A 25382-nucleotide genomic window follows, 5' to 3' on the forward strand; every position below is an offset into this window, starting at 1 on the left:
AGAGCTACCGACTGAAGGAGGCCGCCAACCGCCTGGCCCTCAACACCGAGCCTTCATAATCCGGTCGTCCTTGCCTGGTCCAGTTTGGGGTGGCCACAGGTGGGGGAGTTTGCACTGGCCATCGGGGGCCTGCGCAAGCGAGTGCACTCTGGCCTCGACTGGGCGACTACCTGATTGGCCGCGTGGCCCGCATCTTTCCGCTCTACGCGCTGGTGCTGCTGCTCGCCTTCACGCTGGGCGGATCAGGCCTCGGCGTCAGCGTGGACCACGCCGGCCTGTGGCAACACCTGCTGCTGCTGCGCGGTGACGGCATCTACTGGAGCATTCCGGTCGAGTTTCACTACTACCTAGTGTTGCCGCTGCTGGCGGCGTTGCTGCACGCCCTGCGGAGGCCTGCGGTGATGCTGCTGCTGATCGGGGCTTTGATCGGCGGGGCGATGCTGGCCTGGCCGGCGACGCAAGCGCCGCAGAACAGCGACGCGATCGGTTACTACCTGCCAGTTCTGTTGGCTGGCTCGGCCGCTGCGTGGGTGCAGACCCGCTGGCAGGCCAGCAATCTCGCGCGGTACATCTCCGGGGCTCGGGGCTTCGCCGATGCTCTGCTGCTGTTGCTGCTGTTGCTGCTGGTTCTGACAATTCCGGCTCTGGCCATCACCGACGGTGAGCGTCCGCCAGACTTCCTACACCACGCCTACCTGGGCTGGGGTGTCACTTGGGCGCTGACGCTGCTTGGCCTGTTGAATGCGGGCCTGCCGATGTGGGCGCGGCTGCTCGGCAGTCGTGCCTTGCGACAGTGTGGACGGTGGAGCTTCGGCCTCTATCTGCTGCATCTGCCGGCGCTGTACGTGGTGCGTCTGCTGCCGCTGCCGTCGCTGCTGGCGGCGTGGCTGGGTCTTGCTCTGGCGATGGCACTTGCCGGACTGGCCTATCGCCTGGTCGAACGGCCGGCGCTGCGGGCCTGCGTTCCGCTGCGCCGGGCCTTGCTGCTCAGGAGTGCCGGGCGCTGACCAGGCTTTGCGCCTCAGCCTGCGCAGCAGCCAGCTCAGCCAGCGCTTGCTGCAAGGGAGCCGCCTGGTCCTTGCATGCATAGCGGTCTATCCGCCCAGCCGCGGTCTGTTGGATGCTGCTGGCGAATTCGGCAGTGCTGACACTGGCCACAAGGCCGAGTTCCTTGCAGACCCGGGACAGTTCCGGCGCGGCGTGATCTCGCAGGGCATCCTGCCGGCAAGTGGTCCATTGCGCCGCGGGCAGGCCAGCCATGCACCATCGCAGCATCTCGGCTGAGCGGGACAGCGCCTCGGCAAGGAAGCGGTCAAGAGCACCGTCAGGCTCATGGCTGATGCCATGGGCTGCGAACATCGCACGCCACATCTTTCGGTTGGACTCCAGGATCTCCTGCGGATCTCGCAGCATCCAGACGATGCGCAGGCCCGGGAAGCGCCGGTGCAGGGCTGGCAGCCTGAAGGTGTGGTTGGGCGATTTGAGAATCAAGGGTTGGGCAGGCTTGCTTCCCGGTGCCAGCAGCACACCGTGCAGAAAGTTTTCCCAGGGTTCCAGCCATGAGCTGTCGTCCAGCCAGTGCTGCGGGTTCAAGGTCGGCAGCAACTCGTCGAGCCGATGCGGCATGAGAAAGGCCCGATAGGCCGAATCCAGCCCCATCGCGAGCATGGCGAACTCATCCTCCTGCGGGGAGCAGGCACTGATCGACAAGCCGTCCATCGGACGCGCAATAGGAGCATCAGTCGGGGCGCTGCGCGACAAGCGGAATGCCGGTGCATTCATGCAGTGCCAGGTTAGCGGAGTGGCCAAGCCTGTGGCAGCGGTCAGCAGCTCGTGCAAGACCGTCGTGCCGCTGCGCCAGGGGCCGAGGATCAGAACCGGGTCCTGCAAACCTGGCGCGTCAGCAGGCAGCCCAGCTTCGCTCAAGCGCAGGTTGAGTCCGCTCCAACTCGAGCGCCAGCGCTGCGCGAGGCGCCAGCCGAGGGCTTGCTGCTGCCAGACGGGGTCTGCGCGCAGCCAGGACAGCAAACCAGGCGTCAGCGCAAGTGACATGGGCCGGCCTGTCATCGATGGATCGCTTGCTGTCTGCGCTGTTCCGCCTGCGCAAGCCGGCTCTGCAGCAAAGCCCGCATACGCGTCACAGCCTCAGGTCGCTGGGCAGCCAGATCGTGATTCTCGGCGGGGTCGGTGGCTAGGTCATAGAGCCTGTCCGTGCCCTGCTTCAGGTCGACCACGAGCTTGAGGTGTCCATCAATCACAGCATAGTGACCGGTCCGCAGTGGGGAAAAACGACTCTGTCGCTCCATCGACATGCTGAAGACCGGCCGTGCTTCGATGTCACCGCCGCGCCAGCCCGCGGCGAGCGAACGTCCGTCGGCGTGCGGCAGGGGCTGCAGCCCGAGGAAATCCAGCACCGAGGGTGCGATATCGGCGAGGCTGACCGGCTGGGTCTCGACACGGCCCGTGGCTTGACCGGGCAGCTTCACGATCAGCGGTATGCGCACCAGGGCTTCGTGCAGCTGCGGGCCAGCGTGACCGAGAAAACCCTTCTCGAAGGACTCCCCGTGATCAGCGCTGATGATCAGCAGCGCCTTGTCCAGCCGCCCCTCGCGCTGCAGTCGGTCGAGCACATCCGCGACGGCGTCATCGGTGGCCATGATGCTCTCGCGATAGCGAAGACGGTGCTTGTCGACCTGCGGCTGCAGCGCCAGTGCATAGGGGACGTTGTCCCCCATGAAGTCGGACCAGCGCTCCAGCTCACCGGGTCCGAGCAGGCGGTACTTGGTCGACGGTGGCGGCAGGTAGGGGCTGTGCGGCGGCATGGAATGCACCCACACGAAAGCTGGCCGCTCATTGTTCCCGTCTGCGAGGAACGCCGGCACCTTGCCCAGCACCCGCTCCGAGTCGAAAGGGTTGTCCTGCGCATGCAGATGCATGTCGAAGGCGCCCAGAAACGAGAGGGCCGAATCCACCAGCATCGGCACCGACGACTGCGGCCAAAGGGTCAGGGCGGCGCGCAGGCGGTCGCGCAACAGGTCGGACGGCGAGATCGCATGGGCCATGTAGCCGGACTGCGTGCCCCGCTGTCGCACGCTGGCGAGCTGGTTGTCCGTGCTCGTATAGGTTCGGTAGCCGGCTGAGTGCAGCGCCTGCGCCAGAGTTTGGCTCTGATACGGGAGTGCAACCTTCGCGCTGATCTGCGTGGCCAGATGGGTCCACGGCAGGGTCCCGGTCTCAAGCGTGGACGTTGCGGGCGTCGTGAAATTGGAGCTGGCGTACAGATGCGTGTAGCAGGTCGACTGGCGGGCCAGGGCCTGCAGTCTGGGCATCAGCGAAGGAGCGCTGCCGCAGATGTCTGCGTCGATGGCCGAAAGGGCATCGAGCGTGATCAGGATGACATCCGGGCCGCGAGGAGAGGTCTTGGCTTCTTGCGGCGATGGCGCGGCTTCAACCCATTGCGGCGGACTGACTGTCAGCAGCGCGGTGGCACTGGCGATCAGGGCCAAGCCCGGCCAGCGCAAAGCGCGCAGGTGCTCGACCAGCCGCAGACGCAGCTGCGCTCGGCTAAGCAGGCGCCAGCCGAGCAGCAGCGCAATGAGGAAACCTGCCATCACCGCGTAGCGCATGCCGGGTGCCACCACCAGCTCATGGCCTGTCGCCTGCTTGAGCCACAGCCAGCTGATGCGGGAAAGCTGCCACAGCAGCACCCAGAGCGCGGGCGCCAATACCAGGCCGTCTGCGATCAGGCTGCTTCGCGTGGAGGGCATGCCGCTGGCCTGGAATATGCGTTGCAAGGCTGCGCCGACCAGGGCCAGCAAGGCAGTCGGCAGGCCGCTCAGCAGAGTGAGCAGGGCGACATCGCGCAGAACATCCAGCGGTGTGGAAAAAACCAGCAGCGCATCGATCTGCTGCAGCACGGCCAGCGGCACGACCAGCAGTGCCAGCACCGCCCAGCTCAAGAGCCAGCGTTCCCAAGGACCGAGCTCGACACCCGGGCTTGCTGGGTTCCGCGGGGCGGCGGCGGTATCAGGCGCGCTCTTGCGCGTCATTGCTCACCGCGGCCGGTCAAGCGTGCCCACAAGCGGCGACACGCGTCGGCAATCCAGCGGCGCAGAAACAGCCAGGCACCGACGACGGCAGCGAACACGGGCGCCAGCAGCTGGAACAGCATGCCGCCTGCGTTGGGGTCGATGTAGGCGTTGGCCTCAGACATGCCGCAGCAGAGCAACAGTGCCACGACGAGTGAGTCGAAACCAGTGCGGGCGAATTTCATAGAGGCGGCAGTTTTCCAGGGGCGCGGGCGGCGCGTGAGGACGACCGCAGATTGTAGTTCGGGCACTGTCCAGGCCGACTTGGGTGCTCTTGCATCAGCGGCGCAGTTGCTCGAGGCTGCGCAGGTATGTGGCCGTAACGAGTGCTTCCGAGAACTGCGCCTGGGCCTTGGTTCGCGACGCTGCGCCCATCTGACGCATGCGTGCCTCCGGCAATGTGCAGAACTTGGAGAGGGCGGCGCTCAGGGACCCGGCGTTCCGGGCTTCGCAGAGCAGACCATTGACGCCGAGCTCGATCGCTTCGCGACATCCGGGGACGTCGCTGGCGATCAGGGCGCGCCCGACGGCCGCAGCCTCCAGAAGCGTTCGCGACATGCCTTCACGATAGGAGGGCAAGACGATGCAGTGCGCAGCAGCGATGAAGGGTCGGACATCGGCGGTGTAGCCGAGGTAGTCGATCGTTGTATCAGAGGTCCAGGCGGCGAGCTCGGCGGCAGTGATGGCCGTAGGGTTGCTGGCGTCAAGGCTGCCCAGCAGCTGGAACCGCGCATGAGGGTGGCGCAAGCGAACGGAACGCGCCGCGGCGGCGTACTCGCGCACGCCTTTGTCGCCGAGCAGGCGCGCGATCATCAGAAAGACAGGTGCACCTTCCTGTGCCAGAGGCGCGAAGGGCTCGCAGGTAAAGTGATCGAGGTCCACGCCCAGGCCGGGGATGCCCTCTGCCCGAGCTGCATCCACCAGGCCGTGCTGCAGGAATATGGCTTTGTCCGTCGGGTTCTCGAAGAGCACGCGGTCCATGCCGCCAAAGGTGAGCTTGTACAGGCGCATCACGAGACGCGTCAGCCAGTCCTGCCTGATGAAGGAGCTGCCCAGCCCGGAGACACCGGCGATCTGCCGCATCCCGAGTCCGCGCCGCGCGAACGACGTATAGATGTTTCCCTTCGGTGTGTGGCTCAGGATCACGTCGGGTGCCGCCCGCTTCAGGGCGCTGCGCAGGCTCAGGACGGAGCCGAGTTCACGCAGCGGGTTGATGCTCTTGCCCTGCAACTGGAAGGTGACGTGATTGAAGCCCGCCGCGGCAATCTGCTGCAGCCCGTCGCCCGCCGGACAGATCGCGCTGACCTGATACCCGGCCGCGCGCAGGCTTTGCATGAAGCCGAGGCGGAAGTTGGCGATGTACCAGGCCGTGTTGGCGACGATGGCAATGTGCATGGGCCGAGTTTCGCTTTGAGTGCGCATCAGGCCGGGTGCCGGTGACTGTCAGTGGCCGCTTGCCGAAGCAGGGTTGCGAGCTGCCGGCCGACGACCTGGACGCAATAGCGCTGCTCGACAGCGGCGCGGCCGGCGAGTCCCATGCTGTGCCTCAGGGCCGCCGAGTCGGCGAGCGCCGTCAGCGCCTGTTCCCAGTCTTTGTCACTGTGGGCGAGGAAACCCAGCTCCGGCGACACCACATCGACGTTCGAGCCGACGGCCGATGCCACCACAGGCAGGCCGCATGCCATGTACTGGATCAGCTTGAAGCTGCACTTGCCTTGCTCCCAGGGTGTGTCATGCAGCGGCATGATGCCGACGTCGCAAGCGCTCAGCTGGGCGTGTTCCTCCGCCTCGGACCAGGCCAGGCTGCGGCATTCGACGCCGGCGAACTGTGGGGCCAGCGCGCCGATCACGTCGAGCCGGATGCGGTAACGCGCTGCCAGCCGCTCCAGTGGCCGACGTACCAGTTCGAGGTAGGGCTGGGTCGACGGTGAGCCGATCCAGACGATGCGCAGCAGTCCGGGCTCTTGCGCCTGTACAGGGGCTTGATCTACCTGCGCCGGGTAGCGTCCAAGATCGATCACGCTGGGCAGGAACTCCACCCGACGTGCGCCGGCCTGGCGCGCGCGTTGCCCGAGGTAGGCATTGCCGACCGTCACCGTGTGCGCTTGGCGCATCAGGGCGTCGATCTTGTCGCCGAGCAGGGCGCGTACCCAGGCGTGGCGCGAGCGGTCGTAGTTGTGGAAGACGGCGTCGTCGAAATCAAGCACCATCGGAACTCGGCCGAGCAGCAGGCGCTCCAGCCCGTAAGGCAGCATGGGCAGCAACTCTTTCTCGACCCAGATGGCGTCAAAGCGCTGCAGGCGACTGCCGTCGAACAGGCGCTGCGAGTAGGCTTTGACGACTTCCTTCCAATCGCGGCGGCCTTGGTTGAGTGCCGTCACGTAAGCCTGGGTGTGCAGCGGCAGCAGCGTCGGCGTGATGCCGGCCTCTTCCAGCAGCGGGAAGTACTGCATGGCGCGAATGCGTGATGACGCACCATTCCTTGAATAGCGGGTCAGGAAGGCGACATTGAGCGGGCGTGACATGGACTCAGGCAACAGTTCTTGGAGCTTCACGCGCCCATCCGGGCGCCCCGCGGTTGGCTGCCGGGCAGCACTAGCAGGGGTCCGGGCCGAGGACGCCCGGCCGGTTTGTGCGGTCCGCCTGCAGGGTCGACGGTTGGGGCGCGGTGGACTCGTTGGCGCGGAAAGCGGGGGCGATCAGCAGGACAAAAGTGACCCAGGTACTCAGCAGGCTGAGGTACTGATCCTGAAAGAACTGCAGCAGCAGCGGATACATCGCCATGCTGGCATAGATGATGACCCGAGGGTCGGCCTCGGGCCGCTGCGCGGCGCGATACAGCCTGCCGTGCAGCAGGCCGCACAAGGCATAGAAGCCCACGATGCCCAACCAGCCAAAATCTGCGTGATAGGGCTGCAGGGCGCTGTAGACATTGGTCGGCAAAGGGACGTTGACGTACTCCTTGACCAGCGGAACGACCGTCACATCGGCGCCGAGGGCCTGCAGCACGGCCAATGGCGTCCGCATCGCGTTCAGCCCCCACTCCAGCGCGGGCGGTGCGCCGAGCGTCAGATCGAAGGCGGCGATGCCGCCCAGCAGATACAGCATCAGGGCGTCAACCGCCGACAAGGCGTCGATATTCGGCGTGTCCGCGCCGATCTTGTTGGCCAGCATGCCAAGACCGAAGAACGCAAGGCTGAACAGCAGCAGTGCGGCGCTGGCGATCTGGGCCAGGCGGGCGCGGTGCTGCAGCAGGGCGATGAAGGCCAGCGCTGTCACCAGCAAGAAGAAGTAGGTGCGGCCGGTCGACATCAGTGCATATACAACCGACAGCAGCAGGCTGATCCAGCCGCGCCAGCCGAACAGGCGTTTCTTGCTGCTGGCGAGTTCGACAAAGGTCGAAGCGAAGGAAACCGGGATCAGGTAGCCGAGCAGGCCGAAGGTCTGGGCGTCGTCCAGGGCCCCCGTCAGTGCAATGCGCAGATTGATGAAGTCAGATTCGGTATAGGGCGCACTCTGGGCGAGCGCCTGGGCCTTCAGCAGGAAGGGGACGAAGCCCAGCAGGGCCACGGTGAACAGCACTTCGCGCCAGATCGTGACCCGGTAGCGTCGGGGGCTCCTGAGCGCGCCGTTCGGCGGATCAGCAGGGCGAATGACCGCCGCGAGCGAGAAGCTGGCGATGGCCAGCACGATCAGCATGAAGACTTCGGGCGAGAGGGGGCGCAGCCTGTGCGGGAACAGCAGGTAGGTGGCGCAGACCAGGGTCCAGACTGCGGCGTGCATCGGCGCAGGATGGAGTCGGTCACGGGTGAATATGGCGCTCGTCAGACCGATGGCTGCCATTGTCAGGAGCAGCAGAAAGAGCACGGCGGCTTCCATCTAGCAGCCCTCCCTCGGTCGGCGCAAATGAGTTGCGAGACGTGAACTCATGACGCAGTCCGCTCCCGGGCTTGCCAGGCAATGAGCATCTTGTAGGCTTGCGCCAGGTCGCCCAGCTCACCGAAACGGCGTGCTGCGACCAGCATCAGGAGTCGAGCCGCCGGTTCGAGCAGGTAGGTACTCGCTAGAACGACCAGCACGCTCGCCGTGCTGCCGTGTTTGCGGAAGTACTGAAGGCGGCTTCTCAGCGTGTAGAAAAGGCGCTTGGCACGGATTTGATCCGAGGTGCCGCCGCCTTTGTGGAATGCATGGGCATCCGCGATGTAGAGGCTGCGCCACCCGGCCTGAAGGGCCCGATAGGCAAAGTCGACCTCTTCGAAGTAGACGAAAAAGCGCTCGTCGAAGCCGCCCAGCTTGGAGAACAAGTCGGTCCGCACCATGAAAAAGGCACCGATCACCTGCTCGACGGTGCGCGAGCTGGCATGGTCCCATTCGCGCATGGCCTGGCCCAGTGACGGGCGCAATCGATCCAGTCCGAGGGCTTGAGAGAGCACCTGCCCGGCGCGAGGGAAGCGCGAGCATGAGCGCGCCACCTGCTGCGAGTCGTCGCACAGCTGGATGCCGATGATCCCGACATCCCGTCCCATCGGGCTGTCAAGAACGCGGGCTGGCGTTGCCAAAGAGTCGTCGAACACAAGCGTGTCCGGATTCAGGAACAGGATCAGATCACAGTCGCCTACGGCTGCCGCGCCCTGGTTGCAGGCCGCTGCAAAACCCCGGTTCGAGCTGTTGCGCAACAGCGTGAGCGGCAGCTCACCCGCTTGCAGGCCGAGCTCCGAGCCATCGCTCGAGTGGTTGTCGACCACCACGATGGCGCTGACCCGATGGGTGGGGCTCAGCTGCGCCGCTGCACGTGGAATCGAGGCCAGGCAATCCCTCAACTGGTCGCGTGAATTCCAGTTGACGATGACGATGGCAATGGAAGCGGGCACTTTGATCAATTCGGGCTGTAGGGCGGTAGCGCGGCAAGGCTGCAGACCGGCTCAGGATTTGGATCTGGGTGGCATCGACGCCGAGCCTGCAATTGCAGGCGCCACACCTGATGGACGGCGCAAGTGTATCGGCGCCGGCCGGAGCGGCGTCGGTGCCTGGCTAGCTTGATGTCACCTTGGCCTGGGCGGCATGCTGGCCGCGCCGGCTCATGGCGAACAGCACCAGCGTATCCACGCCGACGCGCAGCACCCACGCCAACGCCGCCCCGAGCACGCCGAAATGCTGCAGAAGAACGAAGAGCGTCAGCGCATAGAACGGCAGCTCGGCGAGATGAAGCAGGGCCGTGGCGCGGAAGCGGCCATGCGCATGCAGCCAGCTGTAGAACATGACCCCTAGCCCGTTGATCCACACGCCCAGACAGAGCCAGCGGCCGATCGCGATGGATTCGGGTGGCAGGTCGTGGCCCAGCCATAGTGGCAGCAGCCAGGGCAGCAAGGCAGCGGTCAGGCCCGTTGCCAGGGCCATGAGCAGCGTCACGCCGAATGCCCAACGGACGAAGGTCCGGCGCGCCTCAGCCGGGTCGCGTGCCAGCTGGGCTGACAGTGAAGGCAGTGCCACAGTGGTGATGGCCGACGAGATGATCAGCAGCTGTGTGATCAGATCGAAGGGAATGGCATAGCTCGTCACGGCCGCTGCCGAAACGATGGCCGCAATGGCGAAGCGATCCGCCTGGACCAGCAGCGGACTCACGATCGCGCTGATGGACAGCCAGCCGCCCGAGCGCAGCAGATGCGGGGCTGCCAGGCGGACGGAAGCCCGGTCGATCGATGCCGTCGTGGCGGGCAGGTGCCGCCGCGCGATGGTTCGGAATGCCAGCAGCGCCAGCGCGCGGGTGAGCACCAAAGACAAGGTCAGCAAGCCCAGGTCCTGGCTGAAGCAGGCGACGGCCCAAGGCGCGACGAAGTTCGCGCTGCCCAGCGCCATCCGTACCAGGCTGATTTCGCGAAACTGCTGCAAACCTTCAGCGATACCGCGGTAGGTCGCTGCCATCGCCTGGATCGGCACGACAGCGGCGAGCAAGACCAAGGCCGTTGTCATCTGGTCTGCGCTGACGGATTGCAAACTGAAAATCTGGCGCAGGTCCAGGGTCAGGCTCAGCAGCACTAGCACGGCCCCGAAGGCGCCGCTGAGCAGCGTCACGCGCAGGGCCGCTGCGACGGTGCTGTGCATCCGCGCGGTATCGCCACCGACCTGCAGGTCGGCAATTGCCTTGGTGGTGGCACGGCCGATGCCCAGATCGAGGAGCCCTGATAGGGCGGTGAAGGCCCAGATCAGGGACAGCAGGCCGAAACGCTCCGCACCGAGCTGGCTCAGCAGCAGCGGGATGAAGATTAAAGCGGCCACCGGGGGGGTGCCCAGGCCCAGCAGGCTCCAGGCAACGCTGGAAACTTTCATCGGCAGTGGCTATCCGTAAGAGGTGGGTTCATTCCGTTCGCGCCGAGGTAGCCCGGCCAAGCCAAGCGAGGGGCTCTGTTCGACTCGGCGTCGTGGGGCATCCAGGACCTGGCTGCCCATTGGTGATCGGGGGCGATTCTAGGATGCTCGAACACAGGGGGCTGTGCCGCTCGGCCCCTCATGTCTTGACCGTTAGAATCCGCCGCAATTCCTGCCAGGCTGGTCCGGCAACATCTGTTGCGGGCTTCTATCGCTTGCTTTCAATCGCACTCATGACCCTCAGAGACCTCCAGCTGATCTCGTACGCCCGCCGCGCGCTCCGCCTGGTGCCGATCCTGTTGCTGGGGACTGTGCTGCAGGCGCAGGCCCAGGCGATCCAGGGCATCTCCAATGACCAGTTGCCGGCATCGTCGGGTCCGGTGCGGCTGCAACAGCCCATCAGTTCCAAGCCGACCACCGGCAATGAGCGGCGCGACAAGGACAGCCGCCTGAGCAGTGACAAGCGCAACGGCGACTGGGGCGCTGATCTGAATCGTCAGACCTACCGCCCCAGCGAGTTTGAATTGTTCGTTCGGCAGCTGGCCGGGATCACGCGCCCGCAGGGTGAGAAGCTCGACGAGGACGGTGCCGACACGATCCGTCGTTTCGGTGCCGAGCTGGTGACCGGACAGGCGGGCGATGCCGAGACCGGGGCGGACGTTTCCGGGCTGGTGCCTGATGACTATGTGGTCGGGCCGGGGGACGAGATCCTGCTCAGCCTGTGGGGTGGCGTCGAGGCGAATCTTCGTCTTGAGGTGGACCGGGCGGGGCGGATCGCAATCCCACGCGTGGGCACCGTGTCGCTGGCGGGCTTGAAGTATTCGGAGCTTCGCCAGGCGATCAGCCGTCGCGTGGCGACACAGTTCAAGAACTTCGAACTCTCCGTGGCGCTGGGCCAGGCGCGGGCGATCCGGGTCTATGTGACCGGTCATGTGCAGCGGCCCGGGTCCGTCACCGTGAGCGGGCTGTCGACCGTGTTGCGCGCGTTGATGGCAGCCGGTGGCCCCACATCGGTGGGGAGCTTCCGTTCGATCCAGCTGCGTCGCGGCGGCCAGGTGATCTCCAGCTTCGACCTCTACGATCTGATGCTTCGCGGTGATCGCAGCGGCGACCGCGCTCTGCGCGGCGACGATGTGATCCATGTCGCTGCGGTCGGCCCGCAGATCGGCGTGATCGGCAGTGTCAACAAGCCGGCGGTGTTCGAGCTCAAGGGCGGGGAAACGATCGCGGATGCACTCGGCATGGCAGGCGGCCTGTCGACGGTTGCCAACCGCAGTGCAGCCGTGGTGCATCGCCTTGACGAGCGCAGCGGCCAGGCCTTGCGTGATGTGGATCTGAGCAAGGATCGCGGGCGTCCGCTGGATAACGGCGACGTGCTGCGGGTGATGAGCGTGGCTGATATGGCTCGTCCCATGCTGCGCCAGAGCAAGCGCGTGCGTGTCGAAGGCGAGGTGCAGCGTCCGGGCGACTACGTGTTGCGAGCGGGCAGCACCTTGAAGGACGCGATTGATGCGGCCGGCGGGCTGACGGCCGAGGCTTTCCTGTTCGGCACCGAATTCAGCCGCGAGTCGGTCAGGCTTGCGCAGATCAGCAACTACGACCGCGCCCTGCGCGAGTTGGAGTCGGAATTCACCCGCGCAGCCGTGACGCGCAAGGAGAAGGTGGCGCCGATGAATGACGATGCGTCGGCGCGCAATGTCACCCATATCAAGCTGATTGAGCGTCTGCGTGCGGTGCAGCCGACCGGGCGTATCGTGTTGCAGATGACCGCCGCCGACAGCCAGCTGCCCGCACTGGCCATTGACGATGGCGACCGTATCCTGGTGCCGGCGAAGCCGTCCACCGTCAACGTCTACGGCAGCGTTTTCAACAGCGGCAGCTACCTGTTCGCGCAGGGGCGCCCGCTCGAACAATACCTGGGCATGGCAGGCGGAGCGACGCGCAGCGCCGACAAGGGCAGCGTGTTTGTGGTGCGCGCCAATGGCAGCGTCGTCAGCAATCGCAGCAGCCGTTCAGCCTGGGCGATGGGGGGCGGTGCGGTCGAGTCCTTGGCTGCGGCTCCCGGCGACACGATCTTCGTCCCCGAGGACATGAGCTACGTGAGCTCCACCACGGAGCTCAAGGACTGGGCGCAGATCCTCTATCAGTTCGGGCTGGGTGCCTTGGCACTCAAGAACCTGAAGTGAGCGACCGTCTGACGACAGGCCAACAGGCCTCACCTTCACAGCCCATGGATCAAGTTAGCGAAATGGCTTCAGATAGCAGCAGTCTTGACGTGGTGCTCGATCTGGCTCGGCAGGGGCGCAAGATCGTGCTCGGAGCTCTGGTTGCCGGCGGTCTGGCTGTTGGCGGTACCTATCTGGTCTCGCCGACCTTCACCTCGTCCACGGTGATCTTGCCGCCACAGCAGCAGCAGTCGCTCGCGGCTTCGGCGCTGTCTTCCCTCGGGGCCTTGGCCAATCTGGCCGGTGGCGCGGCAGGCATCCGGAGCTCGCTGGATCAGTACGTGGCCCTGTTGCAGGGAACGACGGTTTCCGATCGCATCATCGATCGCTTCAAGCTGGATGAAGCTTATGACGAGGAATACCGATCCAATACCCGACGTGAACTCGCCAAGAACGTGCGGATCAGCGCCGGAAAGCGCGATGGCTTGATCACCATCGAGGTGGATGACGAGAAGCCCGAGCAGGCTCGGGACATGGCGATGGCCTATGTCGAGGAGTTCCGTCGCATCACGGCGGAGCTGGCGATCACCGAGGCGCAGCAGCGCCGGGTCTTCTTCGAGAACCACCTGCAGTCGACCAAGAAGAAGCTGTCCGAAGCGCAGGCAGCGTTGCAGGGCAGTGGCATTTCCGGCGGTGCTCTCAAGGCCGAGCCCAAGGCTGTGGCCGAGGGCTATGCGAAGCTGAAGGCTGAATACACGGCCACCCAGGTTCGGCTGCAAGCCCTGTTGAGCAACTTGACCAGCAATGCCCCTGAAGTTCAGCAACAGCAATCGGCTTTGGCTGCGATCAAGGCGCAGCTCGACAAGGTCGAGGGCACGGCTGACAGCGGTACCGCCACCAGCGACTACATCAGCAAGTACCGTGAGTTCAAGTATCAGGAAACCCTGTTCGAGCTGTTCTCCCGGCAGTATGAATTGGCGCGTGTCGATGAGAGCCGCGAAGGGGGGCTGGTGCAGGTGGTCGACAAGGCCTTGCTGCCCGACCGCAAGAGCCGCCCCAAGCGCGCCCTGATTGGTGTTTCCGTGAGCCTTGCCGTGGGCGTGCTGCTCTGCGCCTTGGTGCTGCTGCGGTCGCGCTGGAGCCGCAGCCCGATGACGAGGGATGATCGCGAGAAGGCTGCAAAGATCTTGCCGGCACTGTTGGGGCGCGGCTGAGGACCGACCCTTCGGGGCAAGACCATGATTTCCATTCTTGCGCTGAGCTTCGCCATTGCGCTCATCGTGACGCTCCTGATCGTTCGGTCGTCGAGCTTGCACTCGAAGCTCTCTGGCGACCATGATCTCAGCGGTCCGCAGAAGTTTCATGCCCGACCGGTGCCTCGCATCGGAGGGGTCGGCATCTTCATCGGCTTTTGTCTCGGTGCTTTGGTTTGGGCAGCACGCTCTCCGGAGTCTCGAACCATGACGCTGGCTTTGTTGGCCTGCGCCTTGCCAGCGTTTGCGTCAGGTTTGATTGAGGACGCGACCAAGCGAGTGAGCCCGGCTCGGCGCATGGTGGCGCTGCTGCTTGCCGGGGCCTTGGGCGCCTGGCTGCTGGGCGGCACGATTGGCTTCACCGGAATCGCGTTCCTCGATCCGATCGCTCAGACGGCGCTTGGCGCGTTTTTGCTGGCCGTCTTCGTCGTCGCCGGCGTCGCCAACTCCATCAACATCATCGATGGTTTCAATGGCCTTGCGTCGATGTGCAGCATGATCATGCTGTCCGGCGTTGCGTTTGTGGCCTTCTCTGTCGGCGATATGTGGATCGCCGGGTGTGCGCTGCTGGCTGTCGCGGCTACCTTGGGCTTCTTCGTCTGGAACTATCCGATGGGCCTGGTGTTCTTGGGTGACGGCGGCGCCTACTTTCTGGGCTTCTTGCTGGCCGAGTTGTCGATCCTGCTCATCGCGCGCAATTCCGTGGTGTCGCCGCTGTTCCCGCTGCTGCTATGCGCGTATCCCGTCGTCGAGACGGTGTTCTCGATGTACCGCCGCAAGGTCATCCGTGGCCGGCCCATGGGCATGCCTGACGGCGTGCATCTGCACAGCCTGATCTATCGCCGCCTGATGCGCTGGGCCATCGGCAGTCGCGATGCTCACGTGCTGACGCGCCGCAACTCGCTGACGGCGCCCTATCTTTGGGTGGTCTGCTCGCTGTCTTCCATTCCCGCCATCATCTGGTGGGACGACACCTTTGCGCTGGCCTGCTGGTTGGGTGTCTATGCCGCGGGTTATGTGACGATGTATTGGCGCATCGTCCGTTTCCGCACGCCGCGCTGGATGGTGCTGAAACGCTGATTTCGGGCGTGCCGACGGGTGGAAACCCGCATTCGGGTGCAAGCCGGCGATAATGTCGTCCATGACCGACACCCGAACCCATGAAGCAGCTGTCGCCGATCCGGCGCCGGCCCGCTTCGATACCCTGCCTCTGGATGCCAAGCTCTTGCGCGCCGTGGCCGACTCCGGCTACGCGACGATGACGCCTATCCAGGCCAAGGCGATTCCCATCGTCCTCGACGGGCGCGATGTGATGGGCGCGGCCCAGACCGGTACCGGCAAGACGGCAGCCTTCTCGATTCCCCTGCTGCAGCGCATGCTCAAGCATGAGAACGCCAGCGCCTCGCCCGCGCGCCATCCGGTGCGCGCATTGGTGCTGGCGCCGACCCGGGAACTGGCCGACCAGGTGGCCAACAACGTCAAGGCCTATGCCAAGCACACGCAGCTGCGCGTGGCCTGCGTGTTCGGCGGTATCGACATGAAGCCGCAGACCTTGCAGCTCAAGGGTGGGGTCGAGGTGCTGATTGCAACGCCCGGCCGCCTGCTGGACCATATCGAGGCCAAGAATTGCGTGCTCAATCAGGTTGAGTACGTGGTGCTTGACGAGGCCGACCGCATGCTGGACATCGGCTTCCTGCCGGACCTGCAGCGCATCCTGAGCTATCTGCCGAAGGCGCGTCAGACCTTGCTGTTCTCGGCCACGTTCTCAGGCGAGATCAAGAAGCTGGCGCAGAGCTATCTGCAAGAGCCGGTGCTGGTCGAGGTGGCGCGGCCCAATGCAACCGCATCAACCGTCGAGCAGCGCTTCTTCAGTGTTGCCGATGACGACAAGCGGCAGGTGGTGAGGCAGATCCTGCGCCAGCGCGAGATCAAGCAGGCTATTGTGTTCGTCAACTCCAAGCTGGGTGCGGCACGTCTGGCCCGTTCTTTCGAGCGTGACGGCCTGCGCACCGCGGCGCTGCACGGTGACAAGAGTCAGGATGAACGCCTGAAGTCTCTCGACGCCTTCAAGCGCGGCGAGGTCGATCTGCTGGTGGCAACTGATGTGGCGGCGCGGGGCCTGGACATTGCCGACTTGCCGGCGGTCTTCAATTTCGATGTGCCTTTCAATGCCGAGGACTATGTGCACCGCATCGGCCGCACAGGCCGCGCCGGAGCCTCGGGCATCGCCGTCACCCTGGTCACCAAGTCAGATGCTCGTCTGGTGGCGGACATCGAGAAGCTGACCAAGCGCAAGCTGGAGCTTGAGCCGATCGAGGTCGAGGATGATCGCCCGGCGCGCCCGCGCCGCAGCGAGAGCGAGTTTGAACCCCGCCGTGCGCCGCGTGAAGCGCGGCCCGAGTCCGACTCGGCCGGTGATCGCGGTGAGGCGGTCCGCCGCAGCAGCTATCGTCCGCCAGCCACCTCGCGCGATCCCTTCTTCGACAAGCCCTACGAGCCCAGTTCTGGCGCCGAGGCGCCGAGCTGGGAAAAGGCCGCGCCCGCTGCAAGCCTGTCGGCCAAGGCCTTGTCGCCGTACATCAAGCCCAAGAAGAAGGTGGCCGCGCTGTTCGGTGCCAAGCGCGAGGTCGAGTCCCAGCCGGCGGACCAGCAGACAGCCGAATCCTGAGGTTCGGCGTTCGGCGCCTTCTAGCCTAGCAGGGCAAAGACTGCTGGCAGTTTGTCTGGCATGGCGGTCGGCTTGGCGCGCCAGTCGGAAACGCTGGCCGTGCGTGTCCAGCCTTGGGGCAGACTGAGTGCGCAGCTGACGGAGAGCCGCGTTTGCGGGCGCAGATTGCTCAGCAAGGCTTGCAGCAGCGCCTCGTTTCGATACGGCGTCTCGATCATCAACTGGGTCTGCTGCAGCTTGGCAGATTGCGCCTCCAACTCGCGGATGCGCTTGGCGCGCTCCGTCGACTCGATCGGCAGGTAGCCGACGAAGGAGAAGCTCTGGCCGTTCAGGCCGCTGGCGCCCAGTGCCATCAGCAAAGAGCTCGGGCCGGACAAGGCCTGTACCTTGATGCCTTCGGCATGCGCGGCCGCCACCAGCATCGCGCCAGGGTCGGCAATCGCAGGCAGACCGGCTTCGGAGATGAGGCCCATGTCATGGCCCTCACGCAGCGGCGCCAGCAAGGCCTTCCAGGCTTGCTGCTGGATGCCTCCGCCATCCTTGCTTGACGCATTGCCCTTGGGTGGGCGCGGAAGCTCCGTGATCTGCAGGGCTTGCAGGGCTTGGCCCAAGGGCTGAATCGCATCCACCCGCTTCAGGAATGCGCGGGTCGTCTTAGCGTTTTCTGCAGCCCAGTGGGTGAGGCGCGCGGCGATGTGGATCACCTCCAGCGGCAGCACCGCATGCAGGCTGACCTCGCTGTCGGCGACGCCGAAATCCAGCGTGTTGGGTATCAGAAAGAGGGTGCCGCTCATGCTTGCTTCTCCAGCGCCGGGATCTGCAGCCCTGCGCTTCTGAGCAAGCTGCAGGTCCGCATCAAGGGCAGGCCGATCAGTGCCGTGGGGTCGTCGGACTCGATGGAGTCGAGCAGGGCAATACCCAGGCCTTCGGCCTTGGCGCTTCCGGCGCAATCGTAGGCAGGCTCGGCGTCCAGATAGGCCTCGATCTCCTCGCGGCTCAGTGTGCGGAATCTGACGCGCACCTGTGCAAGGTCTTGCCTGACAACGCTGCTGGCCTGGCTGACCACGGCCAGTGCCGTGTGGAAGCAAACCTCGCGACCGCTCATCGACTCAAGCTGCGCCCGTGCGCGGTCCCGGCTGCCTGGCTTACCGATTGCTTGTCCGGCAAGGTCGGCTACCTGGTCTGAGCCGATGACCAGTGCATGGGGGAACCTGGATGCAACGGCCTGAGCCTTGGCCAGCGCCAGCCGGATCGCCATCTCGCGCGGGCTTTCGTCTGGCAGCCCGGTTTCGTCGACGTCTGGCGGGCAGACCTCGAAGGGGATTCGCAGCCGCGACAGCAGCTCGCGGCGGTAAGGGGAAGTCGAGGCAAGGATGAGCGGCTGCGGCGCTTTTGCTGTGGGCAACATGATGTGATTGTCCCATCGGCCATGGAGGGCTGCGGCCGTGCTCTCTTACACTTCACCCACCATGAGTAGCAGCAGCCGCAAACCTTCCCGCCCCCTTGATCCGCACAAACTAGACCTTGAGGCCATGGCTCGCGATGGCCAGAGCCTGTCAGGGCAGTGGGCCGCATCGGAGTTGCATCGATTGACTGAGACTGCCGCGCCTGAGGCGCCAGCCACTCAATGGCCAGAGATCGAGTGGTCCGTTGACGCGGAGTTGCGTGCCCAGCGAGGCGGGGAGCCCCAAGTGTGGATGCATGTAAAGGCGCAGGCACGTGTCAGCTTGAGCTGCCAGCGCTGTTTGCAACCCGTTGAAGAAACGCTGACGCTCGACCGCTGGATTCGCTTTGTTCGTGATGAAGAGACAGCTGCCGCGCTGGATGCCGATGGCGACGATGACGTGCTCGCCTTGGGTGGCCGGCTGGACCTGCAGGAGCTGATTGAAGACGAGTTGCTGCTGGCCCTGCCGCTTGTTCCTCGGCACGGCCAGTGTCCGCAACCCCTGCCTATGGCGGCTGGTGAGGAGGATCTCGACGAGGAAGTCGAGAAGCCCAACCCTTTCGCGGCCCTGGCGGCGCTGAAGGGCAAGCCCAAGTCCTGAATTCGATCTGGCCGACTGCTTGGAGGCTCAAGCGAGCCGTGCTAGAATCTCGGGCTTTCCCCGGTTTGAGGGTCATTGCGCATGGCGGCTTCTTGGAGGTGCCATGCGCTAGGCGCGTGGTGCGCATGATCTTGGTCGCCGGGGTCGGGGCTAGTTCGTCGGCATGGTCAGACCTGCCTGATCTGCCCACTAGCCTCAACCACCGGAACAGACACCGGACCCTAGGAGAAATCATGGCCGTTCAGCAAAACAAGAAGTCGCCTTCCAAGCGTGGCATGCACCGTTCGCACAATGCCCTGGTGAACCCGGGTACGGCGATTGAGCCCACCACTGGCGAGGTGCATCTGCGCCACCACATCAGCCCCAACGGTTTCTACCGCGGTCGCAAGGTGCTGAAGACCAAGGCTGACGCCTGAAGTCTTTGAGCCACGCGCTGGCGGTGTGTTTGCCGACAGCGCGGCGTCAATGCGAGCGACAGATTTACACGAGGCCCGGCCTGCAGCAGATGCGGTGCCGGGTTTCTGTGTTTGTGCCTTGTCTTTGTTTGCGGGTGCGCCCGCTTGTTCGCGGCACAGTGCTCGCGTAAGGTCGGCGCCGGCTGGGTGCAGGGCCGATTCCGCACGTCACACCGTTGATTGCCTCGATGACCTCACTTGATTCCCGAGCGCCCTCCGTGGTGCGCCTTGCGGTCGACTGCATGGGCGGCGACCATGGTCCGTCGACCACCTTGCCCGCATGCCAGGCCTTTCTCGAGAAGCACCCTGAAGCTGAGCTACTGCTGGTGGGGCTGCCAGATGCGCTGGCGCCTGCAGCGGCTTGGCCGAGATGCAGGCTTGTGCCGGCCAGCGAGGTGGTCAGCATGGACGACCCGGTTGAAGTGGCCCTGCGTCGCAAGAAAGACTCGTCGATGCGGGTCGCAATCAATCAGCTCAAGCCTGATGCCAACGGGCACGCTGCGGCTCAGGCTTGCGTTTCTGCCGGAAACACCGGCGCGCTGATGGCTGTTGCCCGCTATGTGCTCAAGACGCTTGAGGGCATTGATCGTCCTGCGATAGCGTCGGTGATGCCCAATGAGTCCGGCGGCTTCACCACGGTGCTGGACCTCGGTGCCAATGTGGATTGCAGCGCCGAACACCTGTTGCAGTTCGCGGTGATGGGCAGCGCCCTGGTTGCTGCTGTGGAGGGCAAGGCCAGCCCGACGGTGGGGCTCTTGAACATTGGCGAAGAGGTCATCAAGGGCAGCGAGACCATCAAGCGCGCCGGGGAGCTCCTGCGCGCCGCTGCCGCCGCTGGCCAGATCAACTTCCACGGCAACGTCGAAGGCAACGACATCTTCAAAGGCACGACCGATCTGGTCGTTTGCGATGGATTTGTCGGCAATGTCGCGTTGAAGACGGCCGAAGGGCTGGCATCGATGATATCGACCATCATTCGCCAGGAGTTCAGCCGGAATCCGTTGACGAAGCTTGCCGCGCTGTTGGCGCTTCCGGTGCTCAAGCGTTTCAAGGGACGCGTGGATCATCGGCGCTTGAACGGTGCGGCCTTGCTGGGGCTGCGCGGCTTGGTGTTCAAGAGCCACGGCTCGGCTGATGCGTTCGCGTTCGAGCAGGCCTTGAACAGGGCTTATGATGCCGCCCGCAACCGGCTTCTCGACCGGGTTCACGACCAAATCATCGCGACCCTGCAGTCCATGCCGGCCTCGGCGGATGCTGCAGACGGCGGCGATGCTGGAGACACAGCGGCGATCGCCGCGCATGCTGCATGACCAACCCGCACACGACAACGCGCTACTCGCGCATTCTGGGCACGGGCAGTTTCCTGCCCCCCAAGCGACTGACCAATGCTGATCTGGCGGCCCAACTGGCGCTCGACGGCATCGAAACCTCTGACGAGTGGATCGTCGAGCGCACTGGCATCCGTGCTCGTCACTTTGCCGACGCAGGTGTCAACGCAAGCGACCTGGCGTTGCCAGCCGCTCGCGCTGCACTGGAATCGGCTGGGGTGGATGCGGCCGATATCGATCTGATCATCGTGGCGACATCCACCCCGGACATGGTCTTCCCGTCGACGGCCTGCTTGCTGCAGCAAAAGCTAGGCATTGCCGGCTGCGCGGCGTTTGACGTGCAAGCGGTGTGCTCCGGTTTCGTCTACGCGCTGACCGTGGCTGACTCGATGATCAAGACCGGTGCCGCGAGCAAGGCACTGGTGATCGGTGCCGAGGTGTTCTCGCGCATCCTGGACTTCAAGGACCGCACAACCTGCGTGTTGTTTGGTGATGGCGCTGGTGCGGTGGTGTTGGGCGCCAGCCAGACGCCTGGCATTCTGGCGACCGAACTGCATGCCGATGGCCGCCACGCTGGCATTCTTTGCGTGCCCGGGACGGTCTCCGGGGGGCAGATTCTGGGCGATCCGCTGCTGAAGATGGATGGTCAGGCCGTGTTCAAGCTGGCCGTTGGCGTGCTCGACAAGGTGGCGCGCTCAGTGCTCGAGAAGGCCGGGCGCAGCGAGTCCGACATCGACTGGCTGATCCCCCATCAGGCCAATATCCGGATCATGCAGGGTACGGCCAAGAAGTTGAAGCTGTCGCTCGACAAGGTTGTGGTCACGGTTGACCAGCATGGCAACACGTCGGCGGCCTCCATCCCATTGGCTTTGGACTCGGCCGTGCGCAGCGGCCAGATCAAGCCAGGTGAGACGGTGATGCTTGAAGGCGTGGGCGGCGGCTTTACCTGGGGTGCCGTCCTGCTGGACCTGTAAGCGAAACGAAGAGACAAGCACGATGAGCACAACGTTTGCATTTGTATTTCCTGGCCAGGGCTCGCAGGCTGTTGGCATGCTGGACGCCTGGGGCGATCACCCTGAAGTTCAGCGTACGCTGGCTGAGGCCTCTGCAGCATTGGGCGAGGACATCGCAGCCCTGATCAAGAGCGGCCCCAAGGAACAGTTGGACCTGACCACCAACACCCAGCCCGTGATGTTGACCGCGGGCATCGCCTGCTACCGTGCGTGGCTCGCCGAAACGGGCCTGGTGCCTGCGGCAGCAGCGGGGCACTCTTTGGGCGAGTACACCGCCCTTGTCGCCGCAGGAGCCTTGAGCCTGGCCGATGCGCTGCCGCTGGTGCGCTTCCGTGCGCAGGCGATGCAAGAAGCCGTGCCGGTTGGTGCAGGTGCCATGTATGCGATCTTGGGACTGGACGGCGAGGTTGTTCGCGAGACCTGCAGACAGGTGGCTGCATCCAGTGGCGAGGTGATCGAGGCTGTCAACTTCAACGATCCCAAGCAGACGGTGATTGCCGGCAGCAAGGCCGGTGCGGAGAAAGCGGCTGAGGCTTTGAAGGCCGCTGGCGCCAAGCGCGCGCTGCCGCTGCCGGTGTCGGCCCCGTTCCATTCCAGCCTGATGAAGCCGGCTGCGGACAAGCTCAAGGGCAAGCTCGCGACGACGGACTTTGCGGCCTTGCAGTTCCCGGTGATCAACAACATCGATGTGGCTGTGGTCGGCAGTGCTGAGACCCTGCGCGATGCGCTCTATCGCCAGGCCTTCGGCCCGGTGCGCTGGGTCGAGGTGGTGCAGGCCCTCAAGGCGCGCGGCATCCATCACATCATCGAGTGCGGACCCGGCAAGGTGCTGGCCGGCATGGCCAAGCGGATTGACGGCGAGATCATCAGCACCACGGTGCTGGATCCGGCCTCTCTGGCCGAAGCACGTGCGCTGCTGGCCTGAGGAAAGAGTCGAACATGAGCGAAACAAGCAACAAGCAAGTGGCCCTGGTCACCGGTGCCAGCCGCGGTATCGGCCGAGCCATCGCGCTGCATCTCGCGCAGCAAGGCTTTGCCGTGATCGGCACCGCCACCACCGAGTCTGGCGCTGCAGCCATCACTGATACCCTGGCCCCGCTGGGCGGCGCCGGCCTGGTGTTGAACGTGAACGATGCTGGCGCCTGCGATGCGGCGGTGGAAAGCATCGTCAAAGCCAATGGCGGCTTGCAGGTGCTGGTCAACAATGCCGGCATCACGCGCGACACCCTGGCGATGCGCATGAAGGACGAGGACTGGGATGCGGTGCTGGACACCAATCTGAAGGCTGTGTTCCGCATGAGTCGTGCCGTGATGCGAACCATGATGAAGCAGCGCTATGGCCGCATCATCAACATCACCTCGGTGGTGGGCGCCTCCGGCAATCCGGGCCAGGCGAACTACGCGGCGGCCAAGGCCGGCGTGGCAGGCATGACGCGCTCCCTTGCGCGGGAGCTGGGCAGCCGCGGCATCACGGTCAACTGCGTGGCACCTGGTTTCATTGCCACCGACATGACTGAAGTGCTGCCAGAGGCGCAGAAGGCGGCCCTGCTGGCGCAGATACCGGTGGGGCGTCTCGGGGCGCCTGAGGAGATTGCTGCGGCAGTTGCTTTCCTTGCGTCATCACAGGCTGCTTACATTACCGGCAGCGAGTTGCATGTCAACGGAGGCATGTTCATGAATTGAGGTGGGCGCATCCCGCGCCCACCCACCGGATTTGCCCGGCCGGTGAAGGCCTCTTTGCTGTGACGTACGCCTGCCTTAGGCATGTCACTCTAGAGGCCTTAGAATCCCGGGCTGTTCCTAGCAAACCCCTCCTGGAGGAGTCATGAGCGATATCGAAGCACGTGTCAAGAAAATCATCGCCGAGCAACTCGGCGTGCCTGAGTCCGATGTGACCAATGAGAAAGCCTTCGTGGCTGATCTGGGCGCAGACTCGCTGGACACCGTGGAACTGGTGATGGCCCTGGAAGACGAGTTCGGCATCGAGATCCCGGACGAAGAAGCCGAGAAGATCACCACCGTGCAGCTGGCGATCGACTACGCCGTCAAGCACCAGAAGGCCTGAGCGCGCAGCGCTTTGGTTTTTCTTTCAACTGATTCCCGTACCGCATGAGCCGTCGTCGCGTCGTTGTCACCGGTCTTGGTCTGATCAGCCCCGTGGGCAACACGGTGGCTGAAGGCTGGGCGAACATCCTGGCCGGTCAGTCCGGCATTGACCGCATCACCCGCTTCGATGCAAGCAACTTCGCCTGCCAGTTCGCTGGCGAGGTGAAGGGCTTCAACGTTGGAGACTACATCTCCAGCAAAGAGGCGCGGACCATGGACACCTTCATCCATTACGGATTGGCGGCTTCCATTCAGGCGGTCCAGGATGCCGGCCTGCCGACCGGGGATCAGTTGAGTGCAGAGCAGGCTGAACGAATCGGCGTGCTGGTGGGCTCGGGCATCGGCGGCCTGCCGATGATCGAGGAAACCCACGCAGAGTTGACGAACCGTGGCCCGCGCCGCATTTCGCCGTTCTTCGTGCCCGCTTCGATCATCAACATGATCTCGGGTCACGTCTCCATCAAGTACGGCTTCCAAGGCCCGAACCTGGCGATCGTGACGGCTTGCACCAGCGGTCTGCATGCGATCGGTCAGGCTGGTCGCTTGATCGAGTACGGCGATGCCGATGTGATGATCGCCGGCGGCGCCGAGTCGACAGTCTCGCCGCTGGGTATCGGCGGCTTTGCTGCCGCGCGCGCACTCTCGACCCGCAACGACGACCCCAAGACCGCGTCCCGCCCCTGGGACAAGGATCGCGACGGCTTCGTGCTGGGCGAGGGCGGCGGCGTGATGGTGCTCGAAGAGTACGAGCATGCCAAGAAGCGTGGCGCCAAGATTTATTGTGAGCTGGCGGGTTTCGGCATGGGTGCCGACGCGTACCACATGACCGCGCCCAATGTGGATGGCCCCAAGCGCTCGATGCGCGCGGCGCTGCGCAACGCCGGACTCAATCCGGACCAGATCCACTACATGAATGCTCACGGCACTTCGACGCCGCTGGGCGATGTGAACGAGACGAATGCCATCAAGCTGGCCTTCGGTGATCACGCCAAGAACATGGTGGTGAGCTCGACCAAATCGATGACCGGTCACCTGCTGGGTGGCGCTGGCGGCATCGAGTCAGTCTTCACCGTGCTTGCCGTGCATAACCAGGTGGCACCGCCCACCATCAACATCTTCAACCAGGATCCCGACTGCGACCTGGACTACTGCGCCAACACGGCGCGTGAGATGAAGATCGAGTACGCCGCGAAGAACAACTTCGGTTTCGGCGGCACCAACGGTACTCTCGTCTTCAAGCGCCTCTGATGCGCTGACCCACCGTGCAGCCTCTGCTGCGGTAAGCCCCTGCATTCGAACTAAGTGTGGGTGGCGGCCGTGGCTGGCAGGCCTTGGTGGGCGTCAGCTATGCGGCGGCGGCTGCCCTGATGATGTGGCTCTACGATCACGTGCTGTTCACGCTGCAGTGGTCGCATGCTGCCCTCGTTGCGCTTGGTCTGTTGTTGATCGGGCTCGGCCTATCGGCTTTGGCTGGGGCCCTGGGCTGGCATCTGGTCGGTCAGCAGGCAGCCGGTGCACTGCGCTGGGATGGGCAAACATGGTGGTGTACGAGACCTCCACCGCAAACCGTGTCAGCGTCGCAATTGCGATGGACCCGGATGACATCGTGCTGCTGCGCCTTCGTGAGCTGCGACTGTCACTGAGCTTAGAGAGCTTGCGCCTGCCTCGCTACGTCATGCTGCAACGTGCACGCAATGGCTCGGCATGGTCTTTGTTTCGGACAGCGCTCTATGCGAGCCGGCGGGACGCCGTGACCTCCGGCAGGGTTTCTTGAAACAGGACAGTATCCGGCTGGCGCTACACCGCGAGGCCGGACTTGAAACTGGGCAACGACGCCCAATCTAGCCGGCCAGGTGCGTGCCTTGACCCTCTCGCAATGCGTGAGTGCCTTGCGG

General features: G+C 64.6%; 24 protein-coding genes. 14 read left to right on the plus strand and 10 right to left on the minus strand.

Annotated elements, in window-relative coordinates:
* Nucleotides 1-89 precede the first annotated feature (89 nt).
* Nucleotides 90-1007, plus strand: coding sequence for an acyltransferase family protein (locus ACIQ67_RS11785; RefSeq protein WP_397534560.1), 918 nt, complete (start codon nt 90-92; stop codon nt 1005-1007).
* On the opposite strand, the gene ACIQ67_RS11790 is transcribed toward ACIQ67_RS11785, so the two are convergent.
* The 8 genes from ACIQ67_RS11790 to ACIQ67_RS11825 form a co-directional block, all read right to left on the minus strand.
* Nucleotides 988-2052 (minus strand): sulfotransferase family protein, encoded by a 1065-nt coding sequence (locus tag ACIQ67_RS11790; protein ID WP_397534561.1) that lies wholly within the window; start codon nt 2050-2052, stop codon nt 988-990. The genes ACIQ67_RS11785 and ACIQ67_RS11790 overlap by 20 nt on opposite strands.
* 11 nt (nt 2053-2063) lie before the next feature.
* Nucleotides 2064-4049, minus strand: coding sequence for a sulfatase (locus tag ACIQ67_RS11795; protein ID WP_397534562.1), 1986 nt, complete (start codon nt 4047-4049; stop codon nt 2064-2066).
* The gene (locus tag ACIQ67_RS11800) at nt 4046-4237 is read right to left on the minus strand and encodes a hypothetical protein (protein ID WP_397534563.1); all 192 of its coding nucleotides are present in this window, start codon (nt 4235-4237) and stop codon (nt 4046-4048) included. The genes ACIQ67_RS11795 and ACIQ67_RS11800 overlap by 4 nt, the downstream gene beginning before the upstream one ends.
* Before the next feature lie 130 nt (nt 4238-4367).
* Nucleotides 4368-5483, minus strand: coding sequence for a glycosyltransferase family 4 protein (locus ACIQ67_RS11805; RefSeq protein WP_397534564.1), 1116 nt, complete (start codon nt 5481-5483; stop codon nt 4368-4370).
* Nucleotides 5484-5509: 26 nt separating this feature from the next.
* Nucleotides 5510-6613 carry a glycosyltransferase family 4 protein gene (locus ACIQ67_RS11810; RefSeq protein WP_397534565.1) on the minus strand — a complete coding sequence of 368 codons (1104 nt, stop codon included), beginning with the start codon at nt 6611-6613 and terminating at the stop codon, nt 5510-5512.
* Nucleotides 6614-6683: 70 nt separating this feature from the next.
* Nucleotides 6684-7967, minus strand: coding sequence for an O-antigen polymerase (locus ACIQ67_RS11815; protein ID WP_397534566.1), 1284 nt, complete (start codon nt 7965-7967; stop codon nt 6684-6686).
* 47 nt (nt 7968-8014) lie between these two features.
* Nucleotides 8015-8959 (minus strand): glycosyltransferase family 2 protein, encoded by a 945-nt coding sequence (locus ACIQ67_RS11820; RefSeq protein WP_397534567.1) that lies wholly within the window; start codon nt 8957-8959, stop codon nt 8015-8017.
* Nucleotides 8960-9119: 160 nt separating this feature from the next.
* Nucleotides 9120-10415 carry an oligosaccharide flippase family protein gene (locus ACIQ67_RS11825; RefSeq protein ID WP_397534568.1) on the minus strand — a complete coding sequence of 432 codons (1296 nt, stop codon included), beginning with the start codon at nt 10413-10415 and terminating at the stop codon, nt 9120-9122.
* A 272-nt stretch (nt 10416-10687) separates the two neighbouring features.
* Here ACIQ67_RS11825 and ACIQ67_RS11830 point away from each other — a divergent pair, with 272 nt between their 5' ends.
* The 4 genes from ACIQ67_RS11830 to ACIQ67_RS11845 all read left to right on the plus strand — a co-directional run bounded on the left by ACIQ67_RS11830 (nt 10688) and on the right by ACIQ67_RS11845 (nt 16540).
* Nucleotides 10688-12640, plus strand: coding sequence for an SLBB domain-containing protein (locus tag ACIQ67_RS11830; RefSeq protein WP_397534569.1), 1953 nt, complete (start codon nt 10688-10690; stop codon nt 12638-12640).
* 62 nt (nt 12641-12702) lie between these two features.
* Nucleotides 12703-13833 carry a lipopolysaccharide biosynthesis protein gene (locus ACIQ67_RS11835; protein WP_397534570.1) on the plus strand — a complete coding sequence of 377 codons (1131 nt, stop codon included), beginning with the start codon at nt 12703-12705 and terminating at the stop codon, nt 13831-13833.
* Nucleotides 13834-14079: 246 nt separating this feature from the next.
* Entirely contained in the window at nt 14080-14952 is an 873-nt protein-coding gene (locus ACIQ67_RS11840; RefSeq protein ID WP_397534571.1) for a glycosyltransferase, read from the plus strand.
* A gap of 61 nt (nt 14953-15013) precedes the next feature.
* Nucleotides 15014-16540, plus strand: a complete 1527-nt coding sequence (locus ACIQ67_RS11845) for a DEAD/DEAH box helicase (protein ID WP_397534572.1) — start codon at nt 15014-15016, stop codon at nt 16538-16540.
* Between the two features lie 20 nt (nt 16541-16560).
* Here ACIQ67_RS11845 and ACIQ67_RS11850 read toward each other — a convergent pair whose 3' ends face one another.
* Nucleotides 16561-17334, minus strand: a complete 774-nt coding sequence (locus tag ACIQ67_RS11850) for an SAM-dependent methyltransferase (protein ID WP_397534573.1) — start codon at nt 17332-17334, stop codon at nt 16561-16563.
* Nucleotides 17331-17948: a Maf family protein gene (locus tag ACIQ67_RS11855; protein ID WP_397534574.1), complete on the minus strand. Its 618-nt coding sequence runs from the start codon at nt 17946-17948 to the stop codon at nt 17331-17333. The genes ACIQ67_RS11850 and ACIQ67_RS11855 overlap by 4 nt, the downstream gene beginning before the upstream one ends.
* Before the next feature lie 289 nt (nt 17949-18237).
* On the opposite strand from ACIQ67_RS11855, the gene ACIQ67_RS11860 reads away from it, so the two are divergent.
* From ACIQ67_RS11860 to ACIQ67_RS11900, 9 genes are all read left to right on the plus strand, one after another.
* Nucleotides 18238-18585, plus strand: a complete 348-nt coding sequence (locus tag ACIQ67_RS11860) for a YceD family protein (protein ID WP_397534586.1) — start codon at nt 18238-18240, stop codon at nt 18583-18585.
* A gap of 233 nt (nt 18586-18818) precedes the next feature.
* The gene (rpmF, locus tag ACIQ67_RS11865) at nt 18819-19001 is read left to right on the plus strand and encodes a 50S ribosomal protein L32 (protein ID WP_133604370.1); all 183 of its coding nucleotides are present in this window, start codon (nt 18819-18821) and stop codon (nt 18999-19001) included.
* A 227-nt stretch (nt 19002-19228) separates the two neighbouring features.
* Complete coding sequence (gene plsX, locus ACIQ67_RS11870) at nt 19229-20350, plus strand: phosphate acyltransferase PlsX (RefSeq protein ID WP_397534575.1); 1122 nt, start codon at nt 19229-19231, stop codon at nt 20348-20350.
* Nucleotides 20347-21342 (plus strand): beta-ketoacyl-ACP synthase III, encoded by a 996-nt coding sequence (locus ACIQ67_RS11875; protein WP_397534576.1) that lies wholly within the window; start codon nt 20347-20349, stop codon nt 21340-21342. Before plsX ends, ACIQ67_RS11875 begins: the two co-directional genes overlap by 4 nt.
* A 22-nt stretch (nt 21343-21364) precedes the next feature.
* Nucleotides 21365-22306, plus strand: coding sequence for an ACP S-malonyltransferase (gene fabD / locus ACIQ67_RS11880; protein WP_397534577.1), 942 nt, complete (start codon nt 21365-21367; stop codon nt 22304-22306).
* Nucleotides 22307-22320: 14 nt separating this feature from the next.
* On the plus strand, nt 22321-23064 hold the full coding sequence (fabG, locus tag ACIQ67_RS11885) for a 3-oxoacyl-ACP reductase FabG (protein WP_397534578.1): 744 nt from the start codon (nt 22321-22323) through the stop codon (nt 23062-23064).
* A 142-nt stretch (nt 23065-23206) separates the two neighbouring features.
* Entirely contained in the window at nt 23207-23446 is a 240-nt protein-coding gene (gene acpP / locus ACIQ67_RS11890) for an acyl carrier protein (RefSeq protein ID WP_195796395.1), read from the plus strand.
* Between the two features lie 44 nt (nt 23447-23490).
* Nucleotides 23491-24735 carry a beta-ketoacyl-ACP synthase II gene (gene fabF / locus ACIQ67_RS11895; protein ID WP_397534579.1) on the plus strand — a complete coding sequence of 415 codons (1245 nt, stop codon included), beginning with the start codon at nt 23491-23493 and terminating at the stop codon, nt 24733-24735.
* A 289-nt stretch (nt 24736-25024) separates the two neighbouring features.
* On the plus strand, nt 25025-25261 hold the full coding sequence (locus ACIQ67_RS11900; protein WP_397534580.1) for a hypothetical protein: 237 nt from the start codon (nt 25025-25027) through the stop codon (nt 25259-25261).
* Nucleotides 25262-25382: the final 121 nt, after the last annotated feature.

This window comes from Roseateles sp. (genome assembly GCF_044373315.1).
Taxonomy (GTDB): Bacteria; Pseudomonadota; Gammaproteobacteria; order Burkholderiales; family Burkholderiaceae_C; genus JACDQM01.